The sequence below is a fragment of the Pseudomonas sp. MUP55 genome, assembly GCF_034043515.1.
GTDB lineage: Bacteria > Pseudomonadota > Gammaproteobacteria > Pseudomonadales > Pseudomonadaceae > Aquipseudomonas.
Genome location: NZ_CP138214.1, coordinates 4,235,870 through 4,256,139 on the forward strand (window position 1 = coordinate 4,235,870; position 20,270 = coordinate 4,256,139).

Consider the following 20,270-nt stretch of genomic DNA (forward strand, 5'->3'; position numbering starts at 1 on the left):
AGCGAGCGTGCTCCTACAGCAGAGCGAACCGCAGTCAGCTTAGTTCAATGCGGTCCGCGTGAATCACAATCTGACCCTGTTTGTAGAGCGCGCCAATGGCCTTTTTGAAGTTGCCTTTGCTCACGCCGAACAAGTTGCTGATCACTGCCGGGTCGCTTTTATCGCTGACCGGCAAGGTGCCGTTGTTGTCGCGCAACTTGGCAAGAATCTTCGAGTTGAGACTGGACGCGGCTTCCTGGCCAACCGGCTGCAAGCTCAGACTGATGTTGCCATCGGCGCGGATCTCCTTGATGAAGCCCTTTTCTTCCTTGCCCGGGCGCAGGAACTTGAACACCTCGTTCTTGTGGATCAGGCCCCAGTGCTTGTTATTGATGATCGCCTTGAAGCCCATGTCCGTAGCTTCGGCCACCAACAGGTCGACTTCCTGGCCCACCTGGTAATTGGCCGGGGTCTTGTCCAGATAGCGGTCAAGGCGTGCGGTAGCGGTGATGCGCTTGGTGTGCTTGTCGAGGTAGACATGCACCACGCAATACTCACCGGCGCTCAACTGGCGCTTTTCTTCCGAATAGGGCAGCAGCAGATCCTTGGGCAGACCCCAATCGAGGAAAACGCCAATACTGTTGACTTCCACCACTTTCAAGCTGGCAAATTCGCCCACTTGAACTTTGGGTTTTTCGGTGGTGGCGATAAGTTTGTCATCGCTGTCCAGATAAATGAAAACGTTTAGCCAGTCTTCATCTTCACTGGGAATGTCTTTGGGGATATACCGATTAGGCAAGAGGATTTCCCCGTCTTGCGCACCATCGAGGTACAAACCAAAGTTAGTGTGTTTAACCACTTGCAAGCTGTTGTAGCGCCCGACTAAAGCCATTTCCAAATACCCTCGTTACGTGGGCGGCATTCTACCCGAGTTGGACCAGGCCCGCGCGCGCACCTGAAAAATCCGCTGGCTGACATGGCCCTCCAATGGCACTGCCCCGCTCGTCTGATCAATCCAGCGAATTTCGCCGCTTACACGCGCTGGTTCATTGCATGCTTTCGAGTTAAAACAGTAAGTTAGCGAATTAATCCAGGGATAATGTTCGACCTTTTTTCAGACGCGACATTAATTCCTCGGGGATATTTGCCAAGCAATTGTCAAGTATTTCCTGTACGATGCCTGGCCAAGTTAATTTTCTACAGGTTAGTGGCCGCCATGCGCGTAAAAGCATCCAACAGCAAAGCAAAGCCAGCTCCAGCCGTTGAAACCAGCGAATCGATCAACAGCCAGATTGCTGCGTTCCTCAAGTCCGGTGGCGAAATCCAGCAAATTGCCAAGGGCGTGAGCGGCCAGACTTTCGGTCCGTCCAAGCAGATCAGCCTGGGTAAAAAGTAAGACCTCGCAACACACCTGGTTCCTAAGCGTCTTGCCCCCAAGGCGCTAGGACTAGAGCCCGACACCCCCCTCTTGCTTGACCCCATGATCCGCCAATCGACGAACGGCCCTCAAGCCGGCGACTTTCGTCGGTATGCTTGCACACGTCTAGCACGGGCATCTCCCGACTTTTTTATCACTGCTCCTCGCTTTTCATGGAGTGAAGCATGCTCAAACCCTGCATTTTTCTGATCGCTGCCCTCGCTGCCAGCCCCCCTGCCCAAGCGCAGATCTTTCAGCGTGAGCTGGGCGACTTTGATCTGAAGTTAGGCACCACACCGACTCGCAGCATGGCCCAGGGCCTGGTCAAGCCGACCTCGCCAGGCAGCGACTCATTCCACGGCGGTCTGGACCTGAGCCACAACAGCGGCCTGTATTTCGGCCAGTTTTCGCCGAACATAGGCCTCTCCTCAACCAGTAATCTGGAAGTCGACTCCTACATGGGCTTCAAGCACCCGTTCGACCAGACCCTGGGCTACGAGGTGGGCCTGATTCACTACAGCTACCCCACGCTCAGTCCACTGGACAGCCAGGAGTTCTACGGCGGCCTGAACCTGTTGGGCAATCGTTTCGGCGCTTCTTTCAGCAACGACCCCGACCGCCGTGACAGCACGCTGTTTGCCGACCTCGGCGGCACGCAGCCTTTCGGCATCGGCGTCAGCATGAAATACACCACCCACCAGCTGGGCACCCCGGCCTCGGTGGAAGGCGGCACCATCAGCAGCTTCAGCGATTGGTCGGTCCAGTTCTCCCGCGCCTGGAAGGGCGTTGACCTGGACCTGATCTACAGCGATTCCAGCCTCAACGGCGGAGACTGTTCGGCCTACTCCGGACACAATTCGCAATGTGATGGGCTGTTGACCTTGAAGGCCGTGCGATCGTTTTATTGATGGGCTGAACTGTCGCCCCCGCCGCAGGTTCACATGCATTAACCCTCTCCGTGCAAGGACCTGCCCATGTTGCGTCGGCTCAAATTCGTGGTGTTATTGCTGACCCTGAGCCTGGTGCTCGCCGGCTGCAACCGCGTAGGCCTGGCCTACCGCAATCTCGACGTGATCATCCCCTGGACCCTCAACGACTACCTGGACATGAATGCCGGGCAAAAGAGCTGGTTCAACGACAGCCTCAAGCAGCACCTGGCGTGGCACTGCACGACCCAGTTGCCCGGTTACTTGGATTGGCTGGACCGCCTGCAACTGATGGTCGACAGCAATCAGGTCACGGACGCCGCCTTGCAAGCCCGCACGGTCGAAGCCAAGCAGGCCATCGCCGAGATTGCCCGTGAAATCACCCCCACGGCGGTTCAATTGCTCCAAGGGCTGGATGATCAACAGGTCAAGGAGATGAACGACGCCCTGGCCAAAGACCTGCGCAAGCGCCAGGACGAATACCTGAAACCGCCACTGGCCCAACAGATCAAAGAGCGCGCCGAGCGCATGAGCAAGCGCCTGGACGCCTGGATCGGCCCGCTGAGCCCCAGCCAGCAGAGTCGGGTGACAGCCTGGTCCGTCGCATTGGGTGATCAGAACACCGAATGGATCGGCAACCGCGCCCGTTGGCAGGCTCAGTTCATCGACGCCGTGCAGCAGCGCCATAGCGCCGACTTCCCGCGCAGGATGCAGCAACTGCTGGTCGACCGCGAAAGCCTGTGGACCCCGGAGTACCGCACGGCCTACGCTCAGACCGAGGCCGCCGCGCGCAGCCTGATCGTTGACTTGATGGCTCAAAGCACCGCGCAGCAGCGCCTCAAGCTGACTCAGAAAATCGACGGCGTGCGCAACGACTTCAAGGCCTTGAAGTGCCTGAAAGCCGCGCCTTCACAATAAATGCGGCACGTTTCAATTAGCGCACACGGGTGACGCAGAGCGTCACGGGGTGCATTCCCACGCGGGAGCGTGGGAACGATCTTGGTGAGGCGCGCGACCGCTAAATCGCACCGCCGGCAATGGCCGCCTCGGAGGCGACACGATCAAAGGTGTCTTGATCCAGCGCGTCTTCCTGCTGGTCCATCACATGCCGCGGATGATCGTTGCCCGGAATCGAGCTGTCGATCAGCGAGAGCAGGCTCGCACCTCGCGGGGTCAGAATGAAATTCTCGCCATTGCCGCCCTCTTCCTCAGGGCGCGACTCGATAAACCCACGCTTGAGCAGTAACGCCTCGTAATCGGCAGCGGTCTTTTTCAACGCATCCAGATTGCCGGTGGACTCGCCCGCCGTGGCCTTTTCGGCAGCTTCCTGCTCGGCGTATTTGCGTGGAGCAAAGCTGCCCTCGCCGTTTTGTACTTCGTGCAACAGCCGCTCGATCAGATCCCAGTTGTAAGTCGTCATCCTGATTCCTCCTGCAGGCCTGGATAAATTAGCCCGTCAAAGCTAGTGACCCGTCCACGCGCTCGCCGTTCCGCTGGATGAACGGGCGGTCGTTTCGCTGAACTTTCCAGACGTTTACCCCCTCAACCGAGCATCATCACGCCAAGGAGGTCGAACCATGAGCACTCTGAAAAACCTGACCATCGCCGCCACGCTGTTGTGCGCCCTGCCCGCCTGGGCCTGCACGCCTGACGAGGCCACCGCCAAGCGCGAGGAGCTGGCCAAGGAAGTGACCAGGCTCACCGAGCAGAATCCTGCCAAAGCCAAGGAAATGAACGACGAGTTGCAGAGAATGGATCTGGACACCGAAAGCGCACAATTTCCCGACAAATGCCAGTTGATCGACGCCAGGCTCAAGGAGTTGAAGGAAGCGGCTGCCAAGGCCAACTGAACGAAGCGTGGCGCGGAGCGCCCCTGGCTACGCTCCCACGTCGAGCATCGGAGGGACCAAGCAAACTGCACACGCAAAAAAACCGGACAATGTCCGGTTTTTTTATACCGCCCAGGCCTTATTCGGCAGCAGGTGCTTCCGGCTTGCGGCGCTTGAGCGGGGCCATGCCGTCCTTGCTGACGAGCGACAGGTTGTCGGTCTTCGGACGGTTGGCGATCTTGCGCTTGGTCGGAGACTTGGCGCCGGCTTTCTTCTTGTCACCCTTGGCGTCAGTCTTTTTCTTCTTCACGCCCACCGCCTTGCCCGAGGCCTTGACCTTCTTCGGCCCGGTGTACGTACCTTTGACTTCCTTGATGGTGCGGCGCTCGAACGATTGCTTCAGATAGCGCTCGATGCTCGACATCAGGTTCCAGTCGCCGTGGCAGATCAGCGAGATGGCCAGGCCGTCGTTGCCGGCACGCCCGGTGCGGCCGATACGGTGCACGTATTCATCGCCGCTGCGCGGCATGTCGAAGTTGATCACCAGGTCCAGGCCATCCACGTCGAGGCCGCGTGCCGCGACGTCGGTGGCCACCAGGATCTTCACGCCGCCGGCCTTGAGGCGGTCGATGGCCAGCTTGCGATCCTTCTGGTCCTTCTCGCCATGCAGCACGAACGCCTTGTATTCCTGCGCTACTAGACGACCGTAGATGCGGTCGGCGGCAGCCCGGGTGTTGGTGAACACGATGGCCTTCTGGTAGGTCTCGTTGGCCAGCAACCAGTTGAGGATTTGTTCCTTGTGCACGTTGTGGTCAGCGGTGACGATCTGCTGACGCGTGGTCGCGTTCAGGTCGCTGACGTTGTTGACCTGCAGGTGCTCGGGATTGTTCAGGACCTTGGCAACCATGTCGCGCAGGGTCGAACCACCGGTAGTGGCCGAGAACAGCATGGTCTGCTGACGGTTGACGCACTCTGCGACCAGACGCTGCACGTCGTCGGCAAAGCCCATGTCGAGCATGCGGTCGGCTTCGTCAAGCACCAGCACTTCGACTTCCTTGAGGTCGAGGTTGCCGGCATTGAGTTGCTCGATCATGCGGCCCGGAGTACCGATCAGGATATCCGGGACCTTGCGCAGCATGGCGGCCTGGACCTTGAAGTCTTCACCGCCGGTGATCAGGCCGGACTTGATGAAGGTGAACTGCGAGAAGCGCTCAACTTCCTTCAGGGTCTGCTGGGCCAGCTCGCGGGTCGGCAGCAGGATCAGGGTCTTGATGCTGACGCGGACTTTGGCCGGGCCGATCAGGCGGTTGAGAATCGGCAGGACGAAAGCAGCGGTCTTGCCGCTACCGGTTTGCGCCGTCACCCGCAGGTCACGCCCTTGGAGCGCGAGCGGGATGGCCGCTGCTTGCACAGGCGTAGGCTCGACAAATTTAAGCTCGGCCACGGCTTTGAGCAGGCGTTCGTGCAGGGCGAATTGGGAAAACACGGGTGCTACCTCGAAGAAATACAAAATATCAGCGGCATAGGTTACCGGTTTCGGGCGTCCAAACCGAGTTTCTTTACGCGAACGGTGCTAATCAGCTGCTTTTTTGTCAGCGATTTTGTCCGTGACGTCAACTTTGTTGCACTTAAATGCTCTAATCGCCCCCTGTTGTCTTACAGAAGAATCGGCTCATTCATGGATATCAAACAGCTCTGGCTCAAGGCCCAAGACCTTTGGGGCGCCCTCGACGAACACCCGGTCCTGCATTCCAGCCTCGGCTTGCTGGTGTTGCTGGCGCTGGCACTGTTGGTGGGACGCGTGGCGCGTTATCTCATCCTGCACGCCGTCAAATTGCTCGGCCGGCAACCGGCCCTGCACTGGCTCAACGACCTGCGGCACAACAAGGTCTTTCATCGCCTGGCGCAGATGACGCCGTCCCTGGTGATCCAGTTTGGTCTGTACCTGGTGCCGGACCTGAGCAAGACCGCCATCCTGTTCATCGGCAACGTGGCGCTGGCAATCACCATCCTGTTCATGGTGCTGTCGATGAGTGCCCTGCTCAACGCGCTGCTGGATATCTACGCGCGTACCGAACACGCCCGCACCCGCTCGATCAAGGGGTATGTGCAGCTGGCGAAGATGGTGCTGTTCGTGTTTGGCGCGATCATCATTGTCGCCACCCTGATCGACCGCTCGCCACTGTTGCTGCTCTCGGGCCTGGGTGCGATGTCGGCGGTGATCCTGTTGGTGTACAAGGACACCCTGCTGTCGTTCGTCGCCAGCGTGCAGTTGACCAGCAACGACATGCTGCGGGTCGGTGACTGGATCGAAATGCCCCAGGTCGGTGCCGACGGCGATGTGGTGGATATCACCCTGCACACGGTCAAGGTGCAGAACTTCGACAAGACCATCGTCTCCATTCCCACCTGGCGCCTGATGTCCGAATCGTTCAAGAACTGGCGCGGCATGCAGGCCTCCGGAGGCCGGCGCATCAAGCGCAGCCTGTTCATCGACGCAAGCGGCGTACGCTTTTTGCGCGATGACGAAGAAGTGCGCATGACCCAGGTGCACCTGCTCACCGGCTACATCAGCCGCAAGCAGGCCGAACTCAAGGCCTGGAACGAGGCCCAGGGGCACAGCGCGCAACTGTCGGCCAACCGCCGTCGCATGACCAACCTGGGGACTTTCCGCGCCTATGCCCTGGCGTACCTGCAAAGCCACCCGGACATCCAGCCGAACATGACCTGCATGGTGCGCCAGATGCAAACCACGGCTCAGGGTGTGCCGCTGGAAATCTACTGCTTCACCCGCACCACGGCGTGGGCGGATTACGAGCGGATCCAGGGCGATATTTTCGATTATCTGTTGGCGGTGTTGCCGGAGTTTGGCTTGAGCCTGTATCAGCAGCCAAGCGGCACGGACCTGCGCGGCGGGATATTTGCGCTGACGCAAAATGCCCAGGCCGTGGAAAGCCTGGAGCATTGATCACCTGTGAACACGGGCTGCAACCCTCAGGTCGCAGACGCTCGCTTAATGCCCAATCGGCTGATCCACACTGCCGCCAGAATCACCAGGCCGCCCAGGGCCAGCCTTCCCAGCGGCTCATGCTGGTTCCAGATGAGCAGGTTCAACAGCAGCCCCACCGGCACATGCAGGTTATTCACCACTGCCAGGGTGCCACCATTGACCAGGCAGGCGCCCTTGTTCCACCAGTACATGCCCAGCGCAGTGCTGACCACCCCCAGGAACACCAGCACACCCCATTGCAGCGGCGCCTGGGGCAGGAAGTCCGCCTTGCCGAATAGCAGGAACGCGGGCAACACCACCAGCAAGGCGCCCAGGTAGAAATAACCGAAGCGCCGGTAGTGCGGCTGATCACTCGGGTAGCGCGCCACCAGGTGCTTGTACATGACCTGCCCGGCAGCGTAGGTGAAGTTGGCCAATTGCAGCAGCAAGAAGCCCATCAGGAAGTTCGGGGTGATCTGGTCGAAGCGAATCACCGCCGCGCCCGCCACCGCCACCAGCGCAGCGACCAGCGCCCAGGGATTGAAGCGTCGATTGAGCGCATCTTCGATCAAGGTCACGTGCAAGGGCGTGAGGATCGTGAACAACAATACCTCCGGCACCGTCAGCACACGAAAGCTCAGATAGAGGCACACATAGGTCACGCCAAACTGCAGTGCACCGATGATTAGCATGCTGCGCATGAAGGCCGGTTCCACCGAGCGCCAGCGGGTCAGCGGGATAAAGATCAGCCCGGCCAGCACCACGCGCACCAGCACCGCGAAGTAGCTGTCGACGTGACCGGCGAGGTATTCGCCGATCAAGCTGAAGGAAAAAGCCTGAATCAGAGTGACAACCAGTAGATAGCCCATGTGCGCCTCGCTTCGAATGGGCGCGACATTAAAGCTTTTCGATGTTTGAAGAAACTCAGGGCAAAAAAAACCCGACCTCGCTAAAGCGGCAGTCGGGCAGGAGCACTCAGGAGCACAAGTGCAAAGGGAGGTTCTGTACGCGTACTTGAAGGGATTGCGTGGGGCTAGATAAACATTGGCGGATTATCTGGCGATTAAAGGATCAGGCCACCTGTGCGAGCAGGGCTTTGGCATGGTTGATACCTTTTTCCTGGAAATCACCGCTCAGGTTCACCCCTTCGGCATGAATGAAGGTGACGTCGTGAATCCCGATAAAGGCCATCACTTGGCGCAGGTACGGTTCCTGATGGTCCGATGCTGCACCGGTGTGAATGCCGCCACGGGCAGTGAGCACGATGGCGCGCTTGCCGGTGAGTAAACCTTGCGGCCCGGTAGCGGTGTACTTGAAGGTCACCCCGGCGCGCAACACATGATCCAGCCAGGCCTTGAGGGTGCTGGGGATGGCGAAGTTGTACATCGGTGCGGCCATCACCAGGACGTCGGCAGCCAGCAGTTCATCGGTCAATTCGTTGGAGCGGTCCAGGGACGCCTGTTCGATCGGGCTGCGCTGCTCGGCAGGTTTCATCCAGCCGCCCAGCAGGTTGGCGTCCAGATGGGGCACCGGGTTGAGCGCCACGTCGCGCACCGTGATCTGATCGCCTGGGTGGGACGCCTGCCATTGGCTGATGAACTGCTGGGTCAGTTGGCGGGAAATCGAATCCTGCTGGCGAGCGCTGCTTTCGATGATCAGAACGTTGGACATGGCTATGTAGGCTCCATCGGTAAATGCTGTAAGTCGATGGAGAAAAGATTAACCACGGACGGTTCGATTAAAAAGCGCAAAAAACTGCTATAAACCATCTAGAAATTTGTTCATAAGCGGAGTATTCCTTAAGGCATGCTCCGCTTTCGCGTTATTTCGGCGTGCAGCTCAGGGCGATTCGCATCTTTATGATCGCGCGGTTGAACTTGACCGTGGTGTTGGTGCTTTTGCCCGCGGGTACGCTGACGGTACGCCGGCGCGGCGATTCAGGGCCGTTGGTGAAGACGACCGAACACACAGCATCTTGAGTGCCATAGTTGTTCAGTTGAATCGAACTGATATCGCCGTCTACATCGGACGCCGTGTAATCGATGCTTACACCCTCGATTTTTTTAGTCACGTCGATGGGATAGGCAAACGCGCTCATCGGCGGCAGCGCCAGCAACACACAACACAATTTTCTCATTCGGCAGTCTCCAATAAGGACTGTCAGCTTAGGACAAGAGGAGCTCATCTTGAAAGCGCCCCGCGTTACCCTCGATCAATGGCGCACGCTGCAAGCGGTGGTCGACCATGGCGGCTTCGCCCAGGCGGCCGAAGCGCTGCACCGTTCGCAGTCCTCGGTGAGCTACACCGTGGCGCGCATGCAGGACCAGCTCGGCGTGCCGCTGCTGCGCATCGACGGGCGCAAGGCGGTCCTCACCGATGCGGGTGAAGTGCTGCTGCGCCGCTCTCGCCAATTGGTGAAAAACGCCAGCCAGCTGGAAGACCTTGCCCATCATATGGAGCAAGGCTGGGAGGCCGAAGTGCGCCTGGTGGTGGATGCGGCCTATCCCAACGCGCGCCTGGTGCGCGCCCTCACCGCCTTCATGCCGCAGAGCCGAGGATGTCGGGTGCGGCTGCGTGAGGAAGTGCTGTCGGGCGTCGAGGAGCTATTGATAGAAGGCGTGGCCGACCTGGCGATTTGCGGTTTCAGTATTCCCGGTTACCTGGGCACCGAAATGAGCGACGTGGAATTTATCGCCGTGGCCCACCCCGAACATGCGTTGCACCGCATGAACCGTGAGTTGAGCTTCCAGGACCTGGAGAGCCAGATGCAAGTGGTCATCCGTGACTCCGGCCGCCAGCAACCGCGGGATGTGGGTTGGCTCGGCGCCGAACAGCGCTGGACCGTCGGCAGCCTGGCCACCGCCGCCGCGTTCGTGGGCAGCGGCCTGGGGTTTGCCTGGCTGCCCCGGCACATGATCGAGCGCGAACTTGCCGAAGGCGTACTCAAGCAACTGCCGCTGGAACAGGGCGCCAGCCGCCACCCCACGTTCTATCTGTATTCGAACAAGGACAAGCCCCTGGGGCCGGCGACGCAGATCCTCGTCGAATTGCTGCGTACCTTTGATACCGCTCCGCTGGACGCGCCCTTCGCGGCCCCTCGGCAAGCCTGAAACGGAGTTCACCCATGGTTTGGTTCGATCATGAAGGTTGCAGCCTGCACTACGAGGAATACGGCCACGGCGCCCCGCTGATCCTGATCCATGGCCTGGGTTCAAGCAGCCAGGACTGGGAACTGCAAGTGCCCGTGCTGGCCAGGCACTATCGCCTGATCGTGGTGGATGTGCGCGGGCACGGCCGTTCCGACAAACCTCGCGAGCGCTACAGCATCAAGGGATTCATGCTCGACCTGAACGCCCTGATCGAACACCTGGCCCTGCCACCAGCCCATGTGGTCGGCCTGTCCATGGGCGGCATGATCGCCTTCCAGCTGGCGGTGGACGAGCCTGCGCAGGTCAAAAGCCTGTGCATCGTCAACAGCGCGCCCGAGGTCAAGGTGCGCAGCGCCGCAGACTATTGGCAGTGGGCCAAGCGCCGCAGCCTGGCCCGTCTGCTCAGCCCGAGGACCATCGGCAAGGCCCTGGGCGAGAGGCTGTTTCCCAAGGCAGGGCAGTCCGACCTGCGCCGCAGGATGGCCGAACGCTGGGCGAGCAATGACCAACGTGCTTATCTCGCCAGCTTCGACGCGATTGTAGGCTGGGGCGTGCAGGAACATCTTTGCACCATCACCTGTCCAACCCTGGTCATCAGCGCCGACCACGATTACACCCCCGTTGCGCAGAAAGAAATCTATGTAAAACTGCTGCCCAACGCGCGACTGGTGGTGATTGAAGATTCCCGCCATGCCACGCCCCTGGATCAACCCGAAGTCTTTAACACTACCCTGCTCGACTTTCTACAGACCGTCGACGCCACTACCAGGATCACTGACCCATGCTGAAAAAAATCGCCTTCTTTGCCGGTTCCGTTTTGTTCGCTGCCAACCTGATGGCGGCCGAACCCGCCAAGGCGCCCCACGTATTGATCTCCACCACCAATGGCGACATTGAAATCGAACTGGACCCGGTCAAGGCGCCGATCAGTACCAAGAATTTTCTCGCCTACGTCGACAAAGGCTTCTACACCAACACGATCTTCCACCGCGTGATCCCGGGCTTCATGGTCCAGGGCGGCGGCTTCACCCAGCAGATGTCGCAAAAGCCGACCGAAGCGCCGATCAAGAACGAAGCCAGCAACGGCCTGCATAACGTGCGCGGCACGCTGTCGATGGCACGCACCTCGAACCCGGATTCGGCCACCAGCCAGTTCTTCATCAACGTGGCCGACAATGCCTTTCTCGACCCGGGTCGCGACGCCGGTTACGCCGTATTCGCCAAAGTGGTCAAGGGCATGGACGTGGTCGACATCATCGTCAACTCCCAGACCACCACCAAGCAAGGCATGCAGAACGTGCCAATCGATCCTGTCCTGATCAAGTCGGCCAAGCGCATCGACTGAGGTCTGCAGGAAGCTTTGCACGTTGCCCGCAAGGCAACGTGCACATTTGAAAGGAGAGCCCGCACGGCGGGCGTCAAGCCTAATGCTCTATCGTCGTTTTGAACAACTGATCGACATCTTCCGCGACGCTCCCAGCGCGGCCCCTCCCGACCAAGTCCTGCCCTTCTATCTCTACTACCTGCGTCAGGTGTGGCCGCATTTTGCCGCCCTGCTGGTGGTGGGCCTGATCGGGGCCCTGATCGAAGTGGCCCTGTTCAGCTACCTGAGCCGCATCATCGATCTGGCGCAGGGCACGCCACCCGCCAATTTCTTTCAGGTCCACAGCACCGAGCTGATCTGGATGGCAGTGGTCGCGCTATTGCTGCGCCCGATCTTCGGCGCCCTGCATGATTTGCTGGTGCACCAGACCATCAGCCCCGGCATGACCAGCCTGATTCGCTGGCAGAACCACAGCTACGTGCTCAAGCAGAGCCTGAATTTCTTCCAGAACGACTTCGCCGGGCGTATTGCCCAGCGCATCATGCAAACCGGCAACTCCCTGCGCGACTCCGCCGTGGCGGCGGTGGATGCGATCTGGCACGTGGCAATCTACGCCATCAGTTCGCTGGTGCTGTTCGCCGAAGCCGACTGGCGCCTGATGATCCCGCTGGTGACCTGGATCATCTGCTACAGCCTGACGTTGCGTTACTTCGTGCCTCGTGTGAAGGAACGCTCGGTGATTTCCTCCGAGGCGCGCTCCAAGCTGATGGGCCGCATCGTCGACGGCTATACCAATATCACCACCTTGAAGCTGTTCGCCCATACCCAGTACGAGCAGCAGTACGCCAAGGAAGCGATCATCGAGCAGACCGGAAAAACCCAGCTGGCCAGCCGCGTGGTCACCAGCATGGACGTGGTGATCACCACCATGAACGGCCTGTTGATCGTCACCACCACCGGCCTGGCCCTGTGGTTGTGGACGCAGTCGCTGATTTCCGTGGGCGCGATTGCCCTGGCCACCGGCCTGGTGATTCGTATCGTCAACATGTCCGGCTGGATCATGTGGGTGGTCAACGGCATTTTCGAAAATATCGGCATGGTGCAGGACGGCCTGAAAACCATTGCCCAGCCGCTGGCCGTGATCGACCGCGACAACGCCCCGCCGCTGAGCGTACCCCATGGCGAAGTGCGTTTTGAGCAGGTGGATTTTCATTACGGCAAGACGAGCGGGATCATTGGTGGCCTCAACCTGGAGATCAAGGCGGGGGAAAAAATCGGCCTGATCGGCCCATCCGGCGCGGGCAAGTCGACCCTGGTCAACCTGCTGCTGCGCCTGTACGACCTGCAGGGCGGACGCATCCTCATCGACGGCCAGAACATTGCCGAAGTGGCCCAGGAAAGCCTGCGTGCACAGATCGGCATGATCACCCAGGACACTTCACTGCTGCACCGCTCGATTCGCGACAATCTGCTGTACGGCAAGCCGGACGCAACCGATGAAGAACTCTGGGCCGCCGTACACAAAGCGCGCGCCGACGAGTTTATCCCGCTGCTGTCGGACTCCGAGGGCCGTACCGGGCTGGATGCCCACGTGGGCGAGCGCGGGGTGAAACTCTCCGGCGGGCAACGCCAACGGATCGCCATTGCCCGCGTGCTGCTCAAGGACGCGCCGATTTTGATCATGGACGAAGCCACCTCAGCGCTGGACTCCGAGGTGGAAGCCGCGATCCAGGAGAGCCTGGAAACCCTGATGCAGGGCAAGACCGTGATCGCGATTGCACACCGCTTGTCGACCATTGCGCGGATGGACCGGCTGGTGGTGCTGGAAAAAGGCCAGATCGCCGAGACGGGCAGCCACGCCGAGCTGCTGGCCCATGGTGGGCTGTATGCAAGGTTGTGGCAGCATCAGACCGGTGGGTTTGTCGGCATCGACTGAACCCACACCCTCCACGGTGGGAGCAGGCTTGTTGTGGCGAGCAAGCTTGCTTGCGCTGGGGTGCGAAGCGCCCCCAAAAAAGCCGTCTCCAGCTGCGCTGTCGGACGGGAGCAAGCTCCCTCGCCACCACCAGCTCGCTCTCATATTTGATCGTAATCGGTTAACACAATTTGCACCGCGCGCCAGTGTCCAAAGGGCCCTGGCGCTTTTTTCACGCCCTGGATTTGTGGCAGAACCGTGCTGTAATCAGTGCAGTGCCCAGAGGGGCGCTGAAGTCAATCTGCAGGGAGCATCATTGATTTACGGATCCGGTAGAGCGATCTATCAAGGATGTGTCACATGTCTTTGTTCAAACGTTCAGTCGCAGAGGGCTTGGGTACGTTCTGGCTGGTGTTGGGCGGTTGCGGGAGTGCGGTGTTGGCCGCAGCGTTTCCCACGGTCGGGATTGGTCTGTTGGGCGTAGCGCTGGCATTCGGCTTGACGGTGCTGACCATGGCCGTTGCAATCGGCCATATCAGCGGTTGTCATCTTAACCCGGCAGTATCGGTGGGGCTGGTGGTCGGCGCAAGATTCCCCGCCAGGGAGCTGCCGGCGTATATCGCGGCGCAAGTCATCGGTGGTGTGATTGCCGCCGCGTTGCTGTACTTCATCGCCAGCGGCAAACCCGGCTTCGAGCTGGCCGGTGGCCTGGCGTCCAACGGCTACGGCGACCATTCACCCGGTGGCTACTCGATGGCGGCGGGGTTTGTCTGTGAGCTGGTGATGACCACGATGTTCGTACTGATCATCCTCGGCGCCACCGACAGCCGCGCCCCGAAGGGCCTCGCGCCCATCGCCATCGGCCTGGCGTTGACCCTGATCCATCTGGTCTCCATTCCTGTCACCAACACATCGGTCAACCCGGCCCGCAGCACCGGCCCGGCATTGATCGTCGGCGGGTGGGCGATCCAGCAGTTATGGATGTTCTGGCTCGCGCCAATCCTGGGCGCGGTGATCGCAGGCGTGGTCTATCGATGGCTGGGCAAGGAGCCGCCGGCCTGAGGTAAACAAGCTCAGCCCTGCCGATAAGGCAGGGCTGACCTTAAGAGCGTGCTGATCAGCCTTGATGAGCCTGCATGTATTGGCGCAAAAGCTGGTTGATACGAGTCTGGTATCCAGTACCTTGACCTTTGAACCACTCTAAAACGTCCGCATCAAGTCGAATGGTAACCGCCTGCTTCACCGGAACACGCAGCTCAGCACGCCGAAAAAACTCAGCATCCAGTTCAGGAATTTCACCGGTATCGATGTCTTTATCATTCATCTTGGCCAAGCGCTCCCAATCAGTTTTCGATGTTTGCGACATAATATTTGGCCTCCTTCTTGGTTGCTTTTCGGGCAGAGATGATACGGATCACATCGCCACGCCGTTCGGTGTATACGACCACACCTATCAATAATTTGATCCAGCCAATACCGATCCAGCGCTCTTCACCATAATCCCCTCGATCATCGCGCAAGGCCAGCATTGGATGCCGAAAGATATCCGGAACGTCATTGAAATCGATGCCGTGCTTAGAAATGTTGGCGTTGTTCTTTGACTCATCCCACTCAAAATGCATGGCACGCCTGTATGTACTTTTGTACATACAGACTAGCGCGTTTGGGTCTTGTCAGGCAGCACCGCCAGACAAGTGGCTCAGCCCTGCCGATAAGGCAGGGCTGACCTCGCCTCTTCGGCATACGCCAGAACGCCCACCCTTTCACGTTCGAGAAAATCTTCCACGGCGTTTTTCAACCCCGGGTGCCGCAGGTAATGCCATGACCGGGTAATCACCGGCTCAAAGCCGCGAATCAGTTTGTGCTCGCCTTGGGCGCCGGCGTCGAAGCGTTGCAGGCCGTGCGCGATGGCGTAGTCCATGCCCTGGTAGAAGCAGGTCTCGAAGTGCAGCCGGTCGAACTCCGCCAGGCAGCCCCAATAGCGGCCGTAGAAGCTGTCACCACCGATCAGGCTGAAGGCCATGGCTACCGGACGGGAGCCCTGCCTGGCCAGTACCACGCGGATCGCCTCGGGCATGCGTTCGGCCAGCAGACTGAAAAACGCCCGGGTCAGGTAGGGCGACTGACGACGTACCGCATAAGTATTGGCGTAGCAGGCGTAGACAAAGTCCCACTGGGCCTCGCTCAGCTCATGGCCCTGCAGCCACTCGAACTCGATGCCCTGCTCCGCCACTTGCTCGCGCTCCTTGCGCATCTGTTTGCGCTTGCGTGAACTCAGGGCGTCGAGAAAGTCCTGGAAGTCACGGTAGCCGCGGTTCTGCCAGTGAAACTGGCAGCCCAGGCGCTGCAACCAGCCCGGTTGCCGGGCCAGTGCATCGTCGGCCAACGAGTCGGTGAAGTTGATATGAGCGCTGGAAAGCCCTTCGATTTCCAGGTAACCGGGCAGGCTGTTCAGCAGCTCAAAGCCGTCCTGGGCGCTGGCGGCCAACAGCCGCGGGCCGCTGACCGGGCTGAAAGGCACGGCCGTCAGCAACTTGGGGTAGTAGTCGATGCCGGCCCGCGCGCAGGCATCGGCCCAACCGTGATCGAACACGTACTCGCCATAGGAATGAAACTTGCGATAACCAGGCAATGCCGCCACCAGACGGTCGCCTTCCCAATGCAGCAAATGCTCCGGCTGCCAGCCCGAATGAGGGCCCAGGCTGGCACTGTCTTCCAGCGCGCTCAGGAACGCATGCCGCACGAACGGCTGGGCCTGCGGCGCCAGCGCATCCCAGAGCTGCGGGGTGATTTCGGACAGGCTGTCCAAACGTTGCAACGGCATCGGCATCCTCACTGTTTCTGGGCGTGAAAGCCTGGCGAGTATCGCCTATCACAGCCGCGCATACACCTCGAAAAAGCCGGACAGAGCTCAAGACCGATAGTTCCATGGGTGACCCACATGTCATGCAGATGAAATCACTTAGCCACTACTCCGTCATAAACCGTCGCGATACTGACGCCTGTTTTTAGAGCATCTGGATATTGCCAGGTGGATTTTTTCCGCCCGTGATCGGTCGGTTGTGTCCTGGAGGGCTTGCTGGCCCTCCCCACTTTCGGAGATTGATATGCGTCTTGCTTCCACTAAAACTGCGGCGGCCCTGTGTGGCGGCCTGTTGCTGGCCCTGAGCGTTCCGGCCAGCGCTGCAGTCGACGCCAAGTTGCTCGACATGCTCAAGGCCAACGGCCAGATCACCGCTTCGCAGTACACCGAATTGCAAAACGAGTTGGCCAAGGATCAGAAAGAACAGCAGATCGCACGGCAGGCTCAACAGGAAACCAACGAACAGATCGCGGCCACCGCCAAAAAGACCAACGAGCTGAGCAGCTTCGACCAGAAGCTGGCCTGGGCCGCCAAGACTCAGTTCAAGGGCGATGTGCGCTTTCGCCAGGAAACCATCAAGATCGACGGCGAACCCAACAATGGCGGGCGTGACAAGGACCGCCAACGCATCCGCGCCCGCCTGGGCGCCTACACCGAAATCAATCCGCAAGTGGACACCGGTATCCGTATCGCTACGGGCGGCGGCGACGACGCGCGTTCCACCAACCAGGACCAGGATGGCTACTTCGATAAGAAATCGATCTGGCTGGACCTTGGCTACATCGACTACCACCCGGACCAGATCAAGAACCTGCACGTGATCGGCGGCAAGATGCTGCAGCCGTGGGTGAACATGGGCGATGTGATCTGGGATAGCGACATCAACCCAGAAGGCTTGGCGGTCACGTACAAATACCCACTGGGCGGCAGTGCCGAACTGTTCGGCAGCCTGGGTAACTACAACCTCAAGGACAACGTCGACGGTGACGGCGTGCAGTTTCGCCACGACCTGCGCCTGACTTCCGGCCAGCTGGGCACACGCTTCTCGCTCACCGACAACCTGAAAATGACCCTGGGCGGCAGTGTCTACGCTTACCAGAACGACAAGGACAGCCGCTGCACGACCACCACCACGCCGTGCGCCTTGGCGGTCAACGGCAACTCGGCCAACGGTGAATTCCGTCTGTATGAAGGTTTCGCCCAGGCAGACATCGGCGGCCTGGCCGTGCCTTTGGCGTTCTACGGCCAGTACGTGAAGAACAACGATGCCGTGACCGATCAGGACACCGCGTGGTTGCTGGGGGCCAAGTCCAAGGTGTTCGGTTTCAACCTGGACTACAACTACCGCGATACCCAACGTGATGCGGTGGTGGGCGCCTTCACCGATTCGGACTTCGCCAACGGCACCACCGGTTCGCGTGGTCACAAGCTGAAGGTCAGCTACGACATCGACAAGAACTTCGCCCTGGGCGCCACGTACTTCCTGACCAAGGCTGACTACGCCAGCCGTACCCAGCGTGATGCCAACGCCAACACCCTGCAGCTGGATGCCGAAGCCAAGTTCTAACCTCACCGTTGTGTAGGAGCGAGCTTGCTCGCGAAGAACAAACAGGCAGCGCGTTTATCCAGGATACGCGCGTTAGCGTTGACGTTTTTCGCGAGCAAGCTCGCTCCTACATGTCTTTGCGCCGCTCGGCGGCGAGCCGTTCGGCCAGTGCATCCGCATCTTTCACCGGCTCTTGCGGCATGATGCGCAACGTCGCCTGCATCAAGCGCATCTGGCGGATAAATCGCCGGCAGTTCGGACAGAACATCAAGTGATGCCGCACCAGCAATCGCTCTCGAAAGCTCAATTGGCCATCGAGGTAGTCACTGGAACGTGCCACTTGTTCCTTACAGGTCAGCATTCGCCCGTTTCCTCAAAATGCTCCACGGTTGCAAAGACTTTAAGCCGTGCTCGATGCAACAGCACCCGCACATTGGAGAGAGAGAGCGTCAGGAGATTACAGATCTCCTCCAACTCCAGGCCCTGGCGCTCGCGCAGCACCAGCACGCTGCTTTGTAATTGGGACAAGCTCAGAATCGTATGCTCCAGGCATTTGCGCAATTCCTCCTCGGTCAGCAGGGCTTCCGGCGTGTCTTGGTGCCAGGCATACGGGGCGACGGCCCAGTGACCGTCGTCAGGCGCGAAGCGGTCATCGCCGATGGTCCCATGAGGAGAAGGCAGGTCGTCGAGTAACACCTCGCGACGATTTTGCTTGTAGCGGCCTTTGGCGGAATTCGCTGTGATAGTCAGCAACCAGGTCTTCAAGCTTGAACGCCCTTCGAACTTGGCAAGGTTGCGCACCACCGACAACCAAGCATCCTGCACCACCTCATCGGCATGCCGCTGGCCGACGATGGCATAGGCCACCGCCCGCATCGCGCTCTGGTAAGTGGTGACCAGCTCTTTGTAGGCCTGCTGCTCGCCGTTGAGCAGGCGTTCGAGCAGGTGCGCGTCGTCCGCTGCTGCCATTCAATACCTCGATGTAAAAGTGCCAGCCAGCGCCCACATCAGCGTTTGCGCAGGATCACACTGCCGATGGAATAGCCCGCACCGAACGAGCTGAGCACGGCCACAGTGCCCTTGGGCAAGTCGTCCTGATAGGTGTGAAACGCAATCACCGAACCCGCCGAGCTGGTGTTGGCGTAGGTATCGAGGATCACCGGTGCTTCTTCCACAGACGCCTCGCGGCCCAGCAGTTTCTTCACGATCAGGTGGTTCATGCTCAGGTTGGCCTGGTGCAGCCAGAAGCGCTTTACATCGTTCACGCTCAGCTGGTTTTCCGCCAGGTGCGTACCGATCAGCTCGGCCACCATCGGGCAGACATCGCGGAACACCTTGCGGCCTTCCTGCACGAACAGTTTGTCCGGCGCGCCGATGCCCTCTTCCGCTGTGCGGTTGAGAAAGCCAAAGTTATTGCGGATGTTGTTGGAGAACTGGGTCAGCAGCTTAGTGCTTACTACATCGAACTGATGCTCGGACGTCGCCAGGTCGGCACGCTCGAGAATCACCGCCGTGGCGGCGTCACCAAAGATGAAGTGGCTGTCGCGATCGCGGAAATTCAAATGACCGGTGCAGACTTCCGGATTGACCATCAGGATCGCCCGGGCCTGGCCCAACTGGATGCTGTTGGCGGCATTCTGGATACCAAAGGTGGCCGAGGAGCACGCCACGTTCATGTCGAAACCGAAGCCTTGAATACCCAGGGCTTGCTGAACTTCGATGGCGATGGCGGGGTAAGCACGCTGAAGGTTGGAACAGGCGACGATCACGCCATCGATATCAGCAGCCGTCTTGCCTGCGCGTTGCAGCGCCTGTTCGGCGGCGCCGACGGCCATCTGGCAGAGTACCGACCATTCGTCGTTGCTGCGCTCGGGCAAGCGTGGAGCCATGCGCTGCGGGTCAAGGATGCCGTCCTTGTCCATGACGAAACGACTTTTAATGCCCGAGGCTTTTTCGATGAACGCCGCGCTGGACTCCGTCAGCGCCTGCACGTCACCGCGCTCGATGGCAGCGGCATTTTCGCTGTTGAACTGCTGTACATAGGCATTGAAAGACTGCACCAGCTCTTCGTTGGAGATGCTGTTGGCCGGGGTGTACAGGCCAGTGCCGCTGATGACGACGTTATGCACGGTCGTTCCTCTAAATCTGTCAGGCAGAAGAAATTGGTACCGTCGTACCAAACTGTAAGTCGTTTGATTCCGTCCAGCGGTCATCAAACTGGCAACACGTTATTTCGTCTTGTAACCGCGAAGTTTGCCACAACGCCGGTGATTTGGCGCCATCTTACCGATTGGCGCCGATTTTACTCTAAGACATGTCTTGTTTTGGAACCG

The 20,270-nt window shown here is 59.5% G+C and carries 23 protein-coding genes; 11 read left to right on the forward strand and 12 right to left on the reverse strand.

Annotation, left to right across the window (positions count from 1 at the left end):
• Positions 1-34: 34 nt before the first annotated feature.
• Positions 35-871, reverse strand: a complete 837-nt coding sequence (locus SC318_RS18995; protein WP_057721276.1) for a CvfB family protein — start codon at positions 869-871, stop codon at positions 35-37.
• 324 nt (positions 872-1,195) lie between these two features.
• Between SC318_RS18995 and SC318_RS19000 the strand changes: the two genes are divergently transcribed.
• The 3 genes from SC318_RS19000 (at position 1,196) to SC318_RS19010 (ending at position 3,240) form a co-directional block, all read left to right on the forward strand.
• Positions 1,196-1,375, forward strand: coding sequence for a PFL_1563 family small protein (locus tag SC318_RS19000; RefSeq protein WP_003193095.1), 180 nt, complete (start codon positions 1,196-1,198; stop codon positions 1,373-1,375).
• 206 nt (positions 1,376-1,581) lie between these two features.
• Complete coding sequence (locus SC318_RS19005; protein WP_320428035.1) at positions 1,582-2,304, forward strand: TorF family putative porin; 723 nt, start codon at positions 1,582-1,584, stop codon at positions 2,302-2,304.
• A 66-nt stretch (positions 2,305-2,370) separates the two neighbouring features.
• Positions 2,371-3,240 carry a DUF6279 family lipoprotein gene (locus tag SC318_RS19010; protein ID WP_320428036.1) on the forward strand — a complete coding sequence of 290 codons (870 nt, stop codon included), beginning with the start codon at positions 2,371-2,373 and terminating at the stop codon, positions 3,238-3,240.
• A gap of 100 nt (positions 3,241-3,340) precedes the next feature.
• Here the strand turns inward: SC318_RS19010 and SC318_RS19015 are convergent, their stop codons facing one another.
• Positions 3,341-3,742, reverse strand: a complete 402-nt coding sequence (locus SC318_RS19015; RefSeq protein ID WP_320428037.1) for a transcriptional regulator — start codon at positions 3,740-3,742, stop codon at positions 3,341-3,343.
• Between the two features lie 157 nt (positions 3,743-3,899).
• Between SC318_RS19015 and SC318_RS19020 the strand changes: the two genes are divergently transcribed.
• Complete coding sequence (locus SC318_RS19020; RefSeq protein ID WP_320428038.1) at positions 3,900-4,172, forward strand: hypothetical protein; 273 nt, start codon at positions 3,900-3,902, stop codon at positions 4,170-4,172.
• Between the two features lie 118 nt (positions 4,173-4,290).
• Here the strand turns inward: SC318_RS19020 and SC318_RS19025 are convergent, their stop codons facing one another.
• Positions 4,291-5,637 (reverse strand): DEAD/DEAH box helicase, encoded by a 1,347-nt coding sequence (locus SC318_RS19025; RefSeq protein ID WP_124387655.1) that lies wholly within the window; start codon positions 5,635-5,637, stop codon positions 4,291-4,293.
• A 192-nt stretch (positions 5,638-5,829) separates the two neighbouring features.
• On the opposite strand from SC318_RS19025, the gene SC318_RS19030 reads away from it, so the two are divergent.
• On the forward strand, positions 5,830-7,119 hold the full coding sequence (locus tag SC318_RS19030) for a mechanosensitive ion channel family protein (RefSeq protein ID WP_320428039.1): 1,290 nt from the start codon (positions 5,830-5,832) through the stop codon (positions 7,117-7,119).
• Positions 7,120-7,145: 26 nt separating this feature from the next.
• Here the strand turns inward: SC318_RS19030 and SC318_RS19035 are convergent, their stop codons facing one another.
• The 3 genes from SC318_RS19035 to SC318_RS19045 form a co-directional block, all read right to left on the reverse strand.
• Positions 7,146-8,009 carry a carboxylate/amino acid/amine transporter gene (locus SC318_RS19035; RefSeq protein WP_320428040.1) on the reverse strand — a complete coding sequence of 288 codons (864 nt, stop codon included), beginning with the start codon at positions 8,007-8,009 and terminating at the stop codon, positions 7,146-7,148.
• 202 nt (positions 8,010-8,211) lie between these two features.
• Positions 8,212-8,811, reverse strand: a complete 600-nt coding sequence (locus tag SC318_RS19040) for an FMN-dependent NADH-azoreductase (protein ID WP_320428041.1) — start codon at positions 8,809-8,811, stop codon at positions 8,212-8,214.
• A gap of 151 nt (positions 8,812-8,962) precedes the next feature.
• Positions 8,963-9,277 (reverse strand): 3-phosphoglycerate kinase, encoded by a 315-nt coding sequence (locus SC318_RS19045; RefSeq protein ID WP_320428042.1) that lies wholly within the window; start codon positions 9,275-9,277, stop codon positions 8,963-8,965.
• Positions 9,278-9,326: 49 nt separating this feature from the next.
• On the opposite strand from SC318_RS19045, the gene SC318_RS19050 reads away from it, so the two are divergent.
• The 5 genes from SC318_RS19050 to aqpZ all read left to right on the forward strand — a co-directional run bounded on the left by SC318_RS19050 (position 9,327) and on the right by aqpZ (position 14,590).
• Complete coding sequence (locus SC318_RS19050; RefSeq protein ID WP_320428043.1) at positions 9,327-10,250, forward strand: LysR family transcriptional regulator; 924 nt, start codon at positions 9,327-9,329, stop codon at positions 10,248-10,250.
• A 14-nt stretch (positions 10,251-10,264) separates the two neighbouring features.
• Entirely contained in the window at positions 10,265-11,077 is an 813-nt protein-coding gene (locus tag SC318_RS19055; RefSeq protein ID WP_320428044.1) for an alpha/beta fold hydrolase, read from the forward strand.
• A complete protein-coding gene (locus SC318_RS19060; RefSeq protein ID WP_078825643.1) occupies positions 11,071-11,634 on the forward strand; it encodes a peptidylprolyl isomerase in 564 nt (187 codons plus the stop codon). The genes SC318_RS19055 and SC318_RS19060 overlap by 7 nt, the downstream gene beginning before the upstream one ends.
• 82 nt (positions 11,635-11,716) lie before the next feature.
• Positions 11,717-13,549 (forward strand): ABC transporter ATP-binding protein, encoded by a 1,833-nt coding sequence (locus SC318_RS19065; RefSeq protein ID WP_320428045.1) that lies wholly within the window; start codon positions 11,717-11,719, stop codon positions 13,547-13,549.
• A 339-nt stretch (positions 13,550-13,888) separates the two neighbouring features.
• On the forward strand, positions 13,889-14,590 hold the full coding sequence (gene aqpZ, locus SC318_RS19070) for an aquaporin Z (protein WP_320428046.1): 702 nt from the start codon (positions 13,889-13,891) through the stop codon (positions 14,588-14,590).
• 55 nt (positions 14,591-14,645) lie between these two features.
• On the opposite strand, the gene SC318_RS19075 is transcribed toward aqpZ, so the two are convergent.
• The 3 genes from SC318_RS19075 to SC318_RS19085 form a co-directional block, all read right to left on the reverse strand.
• Positions 14,646-14,894, reverse strand: a complete 249-nt coding sequence (locus SC318_RS19075; protein WP_320428047.1) for a BrnA antitoxin family protein — start codon at positions 14,892-14,894, stop codon at positions 14,646-14,648.
• On the reverse strand, positions 14,872-15,150 hold the full coding sequence (locus tag SC318_RS19080) for a BrnT family toxin (RefSeq protein WP_320428048.1): 279 nt from the start codon (positions 15,148-15,150) through the stop codon (positions 14,872-14,874). The genes SC318_RS19075 and SC318_RS19080 overlap by 23 nt, the downstream gene beginning before the upstream one ends.
• A 77-nt stretch (positions 15,151-15,227) precedes the next feature.
• A complete protein-coding gene (locus SC318_RS19085; RefSeq protein ID WP_320428049.1) occupies positions 15,228-16,352 on the reverse strand; it encodes a GNAT family N-acetyltransferase in 1,125 nt (374 codons plus the stop codon).
• Between the two features lie 283 nt (positions 16,353-16,635).
• On the opposite strand from SC318_RS19085, the gene SC318_RS19090 reads away from it, so the two are divergent.
• Complete coding sequence (locus SC318_RS19090; protein ID WP_320428050.1) at positions 16,636-17,958, forward strand: putative porin; 1,323 nt, start codon at positions 16,636-16,638, stop codon at positions 17,956-17,958.
• 106 nt (positions 17,959-18,064) lie between these two features.
• Here the strand turns inward: SC318_RS19090 and SC318_RS19095 are convergent, their stop codons facing one another.
• From SC318_RS19095 to SC318_RS19105, 3 genes are read right to left on the reverse strand one after another with little or no spacing between them, the layout of a single operon-like run.
• Complete coding sequence (locus SC318_RS19095) at positions 18,065-18,298, reverse strand: anti-sigma factor family protein (protein WP_320428051.1); 234 nt, start codon at positions 18,296-18,298, stop codon at positions 18,065-18,067.
• Positions 18,292-18,906 carry an RNA polymerase sigma factor gene (locus SC318_RS19100; protein WP_320428052.1) on the reverse strand — a complete coding sequence of 205 codons (615 nt, stop codon included), beginning with the start codon at positions 18,904-18,906 and terminating at the stop codon, positions 18,292-18,294. The genes SC318_RS19095 and SC318_RS19100 overlap by 7 nt, the downstream gene beginning before the upstream one ends.
• A 38-nt stretch (positions 18,907-18,944) precedes the next feature.
• Positions 18,945-20,066, reverse strand: a complete 1,122-nt coding sequence (locus SC318_RS19105; protein ID WP_320428053.1) for a beta-ketoacyl-ACP synthase III — start codon at positions 20,064-20,066, stop codon at positions 18,945-18,947.
• Positions 20,067-20,270 lie beyond the last annotated feature (204 nt).